General features: G+C 73.0%; 10 protein-coding genes. 3 read left to right on the top strand and 7 right to left on the bottom strand.

The annotated features are described in order from the left end of the window. The coding region (locus Q0195_RS01005) for a hypothetical protein (RefSeq protein WP_299273354.1) at nucleotides 1–239 on the top strand (239 nt) is incomplete at its 5' end. A gap of 44 nt (nucleotides 240–283) precedes the next feature. Here Q0195_RS01005 and Q0195_RS01010 read toward each other — a convergent pair. Together Q0195_RS01010 and Q0195_RS01015 are read right to left on the bottom strand one after the other, a co-directional pair. Continuing rightward, complete coding sequence (locus tag Q0195_RS01010) at nucleotides 284–763, bottom strand: nucleoside deaminase (RefSeq protein ID WP_299273357.1); 480 nt, start codon at nucleotides 761–763, stop codon at nucleotides 284–286. 17 nt (nucleotides 764–780) lie between these two features. Continuing rightward, nucleotides 781–1,677 carry a ribonuclease Z gene (locus tag Q0195_RS01015; protein ID WP_299273377.1) on the bottom strand — a complete coding sequence of 299 codons (897 nt, stop codon included), beginning with the start codon at nucleotides 1,675–1,677 and terminating at the stop codon, nucleotides 781–783. A gap of 170 nt (nucleotides 1,678–1,847) precedes the next feature. Between Q0195_RS01015 and add the strand changes: the two genes are divergently transcribed. Continuing rightward, complete coding sequence (gene add, locus Q0195_RS01020) at nucleotides 1,848–2,894, top strand: adenosine deaminase (RefSeq protein WP_299273359.1); 1,047 nt, start codon at nucleotides 1,848–1,850, stop codon at nucleotides 2,892–2,894. A 24-nt stretch (nucleotides 2,895–2,918) separates the two neighbouring features. Here add and Q0195_RS01025 read toward each other — a convergent pair whose 3' ends face one another. The 4 genes from Q0195_RS01025 to Q0195_RS01040 form a co-directional block, all read right to left on the bottom strand. After that, on the bottom strand, nucleotides 2,919–3,500 hold the full coding sequence (locus Q0195_RS01025) for a hypothetical protein (RefSeq protein ID WP_299273362.1): 582 nt from the start codon (nucleotides 3,498–3,500) through the stop codon (nucleotides 2,919–2,921). Nucleotides 3,501–3,510: 10 nt separating this feature from the next. After that, nucleotides 3,511–4,659, bottom strand: a complete 1,149-nt coding sequence (locus Q0195_RS01030; protein WP_299273364.1) for a zinc-dependent alcohol dehydrogenase — start codon at nucleotides 4,657–4,659, stop codon at nucleotides 3,511–3,513. 192 nt (nucleotides 4,660–4,851) lie between these two features. Beyond that, on the bottom strand, nucleotides 4,852–5,976 hold the full coding sequence (rlmC, locus tag Q0195_RS01035) for a 23S rRNA (uracil(747)-C(5))-methyltransferase RlmC (RefSeq protein WP_299273367.1): 1,125 nt from the start codon (nucleotides 5,974–5,976) through the stop codon (nucleotides 4,852–4,854). 81 nt (nucleotides 5,977–6,057) lie between these two features. After that, complete coding sequence (locus Q0195_RS01040; protein WP_299273370.1) at nucleotides 6,058–6,630, bottom strand: GNAT family N-acetyltransferase; 573 nt, start codon at nucleotides 6,628–6,630, stop codon at nucleotides 6,058–6,060. 49 nt (nucleotides 6,631–6,679) lie between these two features. On the opposite strand from Q0195_RS01040, the gene Q0195_RS01045 reads away from it, so the two are divergent. Beyond that, nucleotides 6,680–7,174 (top strand): nitroreductase family deazaflavin-dependent oxidoreductase, encoded by a 495-nt coding sequence (locus Q0195_RS01045; protein ID WP_299273371.1) that lies wholly within the window; start codon nucleotides 6,680–6,682, stop codon nucleotides 7,172–7,174. On the opposite strand, the gene Q0195_RS01050 is transcribed toward Q0195_RS01045, so the two are convergent. Then, nucleotides 7,099–7,409: GyrI-like domain-containing protein (locus Q0195_RS01050; RefSeq protein ID WP_299273374.1), on the bottom strand; the 311-nt coding region annotated here is incomplete at its 5' end. The genes Q0195_RS01045 and Q0195_RS01050 overlap by 76 nt on opposite strands.

Below are 7,409 nucleotides of genomic sequence, written 5' to 3' on the forward strand. Positions count from 1 at the left end.
CGGCGCCGCTCGCGGCGCTCGCCGGTGCGGTGTCGGTCGTCGTCGTGCGCACCCGCTGGCTGCCGCGGCCGATCGGGTGGGCCGGCTTCGTCGTCGCCGGGGTCGCGCTGGCGTGGGTCACGCCGGGGATCGGTGCCGTGCTCGGGATGGCGTGGCTCGCCGTCCTGAGTGTCGCCCTCGCCGTCCGCGGTGCGCGGAGCGCCCGGCCCGAGGAGCCGGTCTCGGCGTCCCGCCCCTGAGCTCCTCGGGGTGCGGTGCCGCCCGCGCGCCGACGCTGCAGGTCCTACGTGCGGGTATGCAGCCGGCGGTGCAGCTCGCGCACCTCGTCTATCAGGTCGGGCACCGGGCCGTCCACCGGGACACCGGGCGCCACGGCCGTGACGGGCAGGGGTGCGACGGGTCCGGGTGCCACCCCCCACTCCTCCAGCCAGGCGGTGAGCTGCTCGCTGGAGGTCGCGTAGACGATCCGGCCCAGACCCACCCAGGCGTGGGCGGCGGCGCACATCGGGCAGTGCTCCCCCGAGGTGTAGACGGTCGCCGCGGCACGCTCCTGCGGGGTGAGGTTGCGGGCCGCCCAGCGGGCGATCTCGAACTCGGGGTGGCGGGTGTGGTCGCCGTCCTTGACCCGGTTGCGGTCCTCGAAGCGGACCTCGCCCGCCGCGTCGACGAGCACGGAGCCGAAGGGCTCGTCACCGTCCTCGAGCGCCTCGCGGGCGAGCTCGACGCAGCGGCGCAGGTACCGGCGGTCGGTGTCGCTGATCATGACCCGAGTATCGACCATCACCCGGCTGCGCGGGCGCGCCGACGGGGCAGTGGCACCCGGTCGAGGTCGTGGGCGAGGAGGACGGAGGCGTCTCCGGCGGACTCCTGGGCCTGCCGACGCAGCGGCTCGAGGTCCGCGTAGCGCGAGGAGAAGTGCGTGAGCAGCACGGTGCGGACGCCCGCGGCGGCCCCCAGTGCCCCGGCCTGCCCCGCGGTGAGGTGGAGGTACTCACGGGCCAGGTCGGCGTCCTCGTCGGCGAACGTCGACTCCACCACGAGGAGGTCGGCGCCCGCGGCGAGCTCCTCGGCACCGGCACAGGGCGCGGTGTCCATGACGAAGGCGAACCGCTGCCCGCGCCGGGGGACGCTGACGTCCTCCAGGCGTACCGCTCCCAGCCGTCCCTCGCGCCGGAGGCGGCCGACGTCCGGCCCGGCGATGCCGGCCGCCGCGAGGCGCTCGGGGAGCATCGTGCGACCGTCCGGCTCCACCAGCCGGTACCCGAAGGTCTCGATGCGGTGGCGCAGGGGCCGCACGTCCAGCCCGGGTGCCACCTCACCGGCCTCGTCGTGTGGGTGCAGCCGCAGGTCCAGCCCCGGGGAGGCGACCGAGACGAGAGCCCGCACGACGTCCTCACCGCTCGCCGGGTAGTGGACGTGGACCGGGTGGGTGACGCCGTCGAGCGCCATGCGGGAGAGCACCCCCGGCAGGCCGTAGCAGTGGTCGCCGTGGACGTGGGTGAGGCAGATGCGGTCGACCTGTGTGGCGGAGACCCCGGCGTGGGTCATCTGGCGCTGGGTGCCCTCCCCGGGGTCGAAGAGGTAGCCCTGCCCGTCCCACAGGAGCAGGTAGCCGTTGTGGTTACGCGTGCGGGTGGGCACCTGCGACGCCGTGCCGAGGACGACGAGCTCACGCACCATGCCGGTGAGTATCGCAGCGCCTCTCCCGGCGGACCGGGCCCGGCCGTGGACCGGGTCCGGCCGCAGACGTGCCGAACCGGCGCCCGGCAGCACCCGTTGGGGGTAGCGTCGCTCCCACTCGGCCCACCGGCGCCGTGCGCATGACGAACTCGAGGAGGAGCATCACCGTGACCGCACCGAGCATCCCGTCCGACCTGCACCGCTTCATCCACGGGCTGCCCAAGGCCGAGCTGCACGTGCACATCGAGGGCACGCTGGAGCCGGAGCTGAAGTTCGAGCTCGCCCAGCGCAACGGGATCCCGCTGGAGCCCGCGACCCCCGAGGAGGTGCGTGCGTCCTACGACTACGACGACCTGCCGTCCTTCCTCGCGGTCTACTACGAGTCGATGCGTGTGCTGCTCACCGCTGACGACTTCTACGACCTGGCGATGGCCTACTTCCGCAAGGTCGCCGGACAGGGCGTGCGCTACGCGGAGGTGTTCTTCGACCCGCAGGCGCACACCTCGCGCGGGGTGCCGTTCCAGAACGTCATCGGCGGTCTGCGCCGCGCGCTGGTGGATGCGCGCCGTGACCTCGACGTCCACGGCGAGCTCATCATGTGCTTCCTGCGGGACTTCACCGCCGAGCACGCGATGAGCACGCTCATGGAGGCGCTCCCCTATCGCCACTGGATCCTCGGTGTGGGGCTCGACTCCGACGAGAAGGGACACCCCCCGGTGAAGTTCGCCGCGGTGTTCGCCCGGGCCCGCACCGAGGGCTTCCGGCTGACGATGCACTGTGACGTCGACCAGGAGAACACCCACGAGCACATCCGGCAGGTGCTCGAGGACATCGCCGCCGACCGCATCGACCACGGGTCGAACGCCTTCGAGCGGCCCGAGCTCGTCGAACGGATCAAGGAGCGCGGCATCGGGCTCACCTGCTGCCCGATCTCCAACGGGTGGATCAGCGAGGGGATCAAGGAGCGGGAGATCGTCGGGCTGCTGGAGGCGGGGGTCAGGGTGACGGTGAACTCCGACGACCCGGCCTACTTCGGTGGGTACGTCGGGGACAACTACGTGCGCCTCGCCGAGGCCGCGGACCTGTCCCGCGAGCAGCTCGTGCAGCTGGCCCGCAACTCCTTCGAGGTCGCCTGGCTGCCGAACCGGGCCCGTGAGCGGTACCTGGCCGAGCTCGAGGAGTACGCCCGCGACGCCCGCCGGCTGAGTGCGTGACCGGCCGAGGAGCGCGCGGGGGTGTCAGCGACGGCGCCCACGCACCAGCCGGCGCAGGCCGAGCACCGCTGCCGCGCCTCCCAGCACCCACGGGCCGGCGACGATGAACGGGTCCGACCACCGGTGCCGCGGGTCGGACCGGCTGCTGTCCCGGCGCGCCGCGAGTCCGCCCTGCGTGAGCTCGGTCCGCACCCCGGTCTCGGTGACCGGGTTGTCCGGCCGGGCCGTGGCGAGGGAGCGCAGGTGGCTCTCGACCGCGTCCACCCGGTCGGCGGCGATGAGCAGCAGCCAGTGGGCGGCGCGGGCCTCGCTGCAGCGGCGGTAGGAGAGTCGCCGGACGGCGCCCGACAGACCGTGCAGCGGCGCGGTGGTGCCGAACACGGGTGGGAGCATCTCGTGCTCGACAGACCGCTCCCGCGGTGAGGTCTCGGGCTGTCGCTCAGGCAGCTGCCAGTGGGCGCCGGTCTCCTCGGGCCGCTCCCGGGGGTAGGCGGGGCGGTCGGCAGGGTCGAGGTCGACACCCCAGCCGGGGATGCGGGCGCGCAGCTCGGCAGGCGACGGTACCGGCGGCGCGGCGGCGGTGTAGACGGGGATCTGCTCGCTCATGGTGCTCCTGTCAGCCTTCTCCCGGCTCGACGAGCACCTTGATGCAGTCGTCGAGCTTGGCGGAGAAGATGTGGTAGCCGTCGGCGATGTGCTCGAGCGGGACGCGGTGGGTGACGATGTCGCTCGGCGTGAGGTAGCCGGCCCGCACGTGCTCGAAGAGCCGCGGCCACTGTCGCTTGACAGGTGCCTGGTTCATCCGCAGGGTCAGCCCCTTGTTCACGGCGTCGCCGAACTTCACGGCGCTGAAGATCGGGCCGTAGGCCCCCATGACCGAGACGGTGCCCCCCTTGCGCACGCCGTCGATGGCCCAGTTGAGTGCCACCGGTGAGCCACCCTGGAGCTTGAGCTTGGCGCCGGTGACGTGCTGGATCAGGTTGCCGTCGGCCTCCGCTCCCACAGCGTCGATCACCACGTCGGCGCCGAGGCCGGACGTGGTGCGCTTGAGCTGGACGACGACGTCGTCGACCTCGGCGAAGTTCACCGTCTCCGCGTAGGCGAAGGTCCGCGCCTTCTCCAGGCGGTACTCGAGCTGGTCGACGACGACGACCCGCGCGGCACCCATGAACCACGCGGACCGTGCGGCGAAGAGGCCCACCGGCCCGGCACCGAGGACGACCACGGTGTCGCCCTCGCCGATGTCGCCGAGCTGGGCACCGAAGTACCCGGTGGCGACGGCGTCGGTGAGGAGGACGGCGTCCTCGTCGTCCATCCAGTCCGGGATGAGGGTCGGGCCGACGTCGGCGAACGGCACCCGGACGTACTCCGCCTGCCCGCCGTCGTAGCCGCCGCAGGTGTGGGAGTAGCCGTAGATGCCGCCGACCGCCGTGGCGTTGGGGTTGACGTTGTGGCAGTTGGACAGCAGCCCGCGGGAGCAGAAGTAACAGGAGCCGCAGGAGATGTTGAAGGGCACCATCACCCGGTCGCCCACCTTCAGACGCTCCACCGACGGACCGACCTGCTCGACGACACCGATGAACTCGTGGCCGAACGTGGTCCCGACCCGCGTGTCCGGCATCATCCCGTGGTAGAGGTGCAGGTCCGAGCCGCAGATGGCAGCGAGGGCCACCCGGACGATGGCGTCGTTGGGGTGCTCGATCGCCGGGACGTCCTTCTCCTCCACGCGGACCTTGTAGGGGCCGCGGTAGACCATTGCGCGCACGGGCGTCCTCCGTCGTTCGGGCGGACCGTCAGCGTGACACGCCCCATCGGCGCGCGCAGGTCGGGAGATGGACGCGCTCCACCGTCACCCCGCGGAGATCGGCCGACGCCCCCCACCCGACCGGCGTACGGCGCCGCGCGAGGCGGTTGCCGATGGAGGCGCTGCGCCGCGTCGCCGGGGCGCCACCCCGCCTCAGCGGCGGGTGAGCCGGAGCAGCACCTCGGAGTGGGCCGTCTGCGGGAACATGTCCAGGACCAGCCCACGCACCGGCACGAGCGAGGGCATGGCCGCAAGGTCACGGGCGAGGGAGGTGACGTTGCAGCTGGAGTAGAGCACCGTGGGCACCCCCGACTCCTCCAGCCAGCTCGCGAGCTCGGGTCCGATCCCGCGCCGCGGCGGGTTGACGACGACGAGCTCCGGTGGCGCGGCTGCGCGGCGCGCGAACCCCGTGGCGTCCCCGGCGAGGAAGCGCACGTTCGTCAGGCCCATCTCGCGGCGGCTCCGCTCCCCCGCCGCCACGGCCGCCTCGCTCGTCTCGATCCCGACGACGTCCCGGCCCGGCGCCGCGCAGTGCAGTGCAAAGCCGCCGACGCCGCAGTACAGGTCCCAGACCGATGCGGGTGCGGTCTCCTCCACCCACGCGGCGGCCTGCGCGTAGAGCCGTTCCGCCACGGCGGTGTTGGTCTGGAAGAAGCCCTGCGGCCGCAGGTGGAGGGTGACGCCGTTGAGCCGCATCGCGAGCGTCTCCTGCTCGGTGAGGACGATCTCCTCGTCTCCCTCGACCGCGGCCTTGTGCGCGCGCAGCAGGTTGACGGAGACGACACTCGCCTGCGGTAGCGCCGCACGCAGCCGGGGCAGGTGCTTGCGGATCCGGGCCAGGGCCTCCGTCGAGCGCAGGACGAGGCGGACCATGAGCTCTCCGTCCGGGGACTCCGTGACGACGACGTGCTTGAGCTCACCGCGGCGGGTACGCAGGTCGTACGGCGTGAGCCGGGCGGTGGTGACGAAGTCGGCCAGCGCGGGAAAGCTCGCCCGGATGCCCGGCGCGATGATGCCGCAGTGGCGCAGGTCGGTGCCGCGCCCCTCGGCGTCGAGGATTCCGAGGGTCGGCTCCTCGAGCGTCCCACCGACGGCCATCTTCGCCTTGTTGCGGTACCCGGACTCCGCGCTGGCCACCGGCGGCAGCCAGGTCAGGGCCTCGTGCGCCGCCAGGACCGTCCGCGCGTGCGCGTCCTTCCCGGCGAGCTGGCTCGCGTACGGCTGACCCATGAGGGTGCACGAGACGCAGCGGCGGGCGTCGTAGTAGGCGCAGTGCATGGGACCGGGTGCCCGCCCTTCCTCTCGACCGGGCCCATCCTACGGTCGGACCGTCGGGCCACGGCGTCCGGGTGACTGCCCTCACCGCAGGTAGCGGCGCATGACCACCCGCGGGAAGCCGGCGAGCACCGACGTCGTGTCGGCGACCTTGACGAACCCCGCCCGCTCGAAGGTCCTCCTGGTGCCGACGTAGGCCATCGTCGTGTCCACCCGGGCGCCGGCGTTGTCCACCGGGTAGGCCTCGACGGCCGGCGCCCCGTGTGCACGGGCCAGCTCGACGGCGCCCGCGACGAGGTGGTGGACGATCCCCCGGCCACGGTGCCCGGGCCGGACCCGCACGCACCACAGCGACCAGACGTCGAGCTCGTCGACGTGCGGGATCCGGCGGTTGCGGGCAAAGCTCGTGTCGGCCCGCGGGTGGACAGCGGCCCACCCGACGACGTCGTCCCCGTCGTAGGCGAGCACCCCGGGCGGCGGGTCCTGGGCGACGAGCTCGCGCATCCGCTCCCCGCGGGCCGGGCCGCGCAGCGCCAGGTGCTCCTTCGAGGGCAGCCGGTAGGACAGACACCAGCACACGTTCGCGTCGGGCCGCTTCGGACCTACCATGGTCGCGACGTCCTCGAAGCGGACCGCGGGGCGCACCTCGATCGCCATGGCGCCATGGTGCCACCCGGGTCCCGGCCGAGACAGGGGGGATGGGGCCATGGTGCTGCCACGGAGCGTGGCGCGGCTCAACCGGCGCTTCCTCAACCGGGTGGTCATCCGCCTCGCCCCGTTCCTGCCGGGCCTGGGGGTGTTCCACCACCGCGGGCGCCGGACGGGTCGCCGGTACGCCATCCCGATCAACGTCTTCCCGCGCGGCGACCGGTACGTCTTCGCACTGACCTACGGCCCCGGGACGGACTGGCTCCGCAACGTCCAGGCGGCCGGCCGCTGCACCCTCCTCACCCGGGGCACGGTCGTGCCGCTGCACCGCCCTCGCGTCTACCGGGACGAGCGGATGTCCGACATGCCCCTCCCGGCGCGCGTGGTCCTGCGACGGGTGAAGGCGTACGACTTCCTGGAGATGTGGGTCGCCCGGCCCGACGGTGATGATGCCTCGCCCCCGCCCGGACGGCGCCGTCACGCCGGCCGCACCGGCTGGCGCAGGATGGTGCGCCGGTTCGCGGGTGGGACGCGGCGGAAGTCGCTGAGGTAGATCTCGTGGTGCCGACCCACCGGGCGCAGGCCACGGGAGGGGATGACCTCCTGGTGCAGGGTCGCCAGCACCGGGCCCTCGTCGTCGAAGGGACCGACGTGCAGCGTCTGCAGGCACGTTCCCTCGGTCAGGGTCCCGAGCCGGACGTCGTCGAGCCGCTCCGGCCGCCTGGTCCGTCCCACCTCGCGGATCGCCGCCTCGACCATGGCGTCCTCGAGCCAGTCCGGCACCATGA

The sequence above is a fragment of the uncultured Georgenia sp. genome (assembly GCF_937958535.1).
Lineage (GTDB): Bacteria > Actinomycetota > Actinomycetes > Actinomycetales > Actinomycetaceae > Oceanitalea.

Excerpts from the sequence above, each read along its gene's own strand:
- Q0195_RS01010 (WP_299273357.1), bottom strand. The coding sequence starts at position 763 with ATGATCAGCGACACCGACCGCCGGTACCTGCGCCGCTGCGTCGAGCTC.
- Q0195_RS01025 (WP_299273362.1), bottom strand. The coding sequence starts at position 3,500 with ATGAGCGAGCAGATCCCCGTCTACACCGCCGCCGCGCCGCCGGTACCG.
- rlmC (WP_299273367.1), bottom strand. The coding sequence starts at position 5,976 with ATGCACTGCGCCTACTACGACGCCCGCCGCTGCGTCTCGTGCACCCTC.
- Q0195_RS01040 (WP_299273370.1), bottom strand. The coding sequence starts at position 6,630 with ATGGCGATCGAGGTGCGCCCCGCGGTCCGCTTCGAGGACGTCGCGACC.
- Q0195_RS01045 (WP_299273371.1), top strand. The coding sequence starts at position 6,680 with ATGGTGCTGCCACGGAGCGTGGCGCGGCTCAACCGGCGCTTCCTCAAC.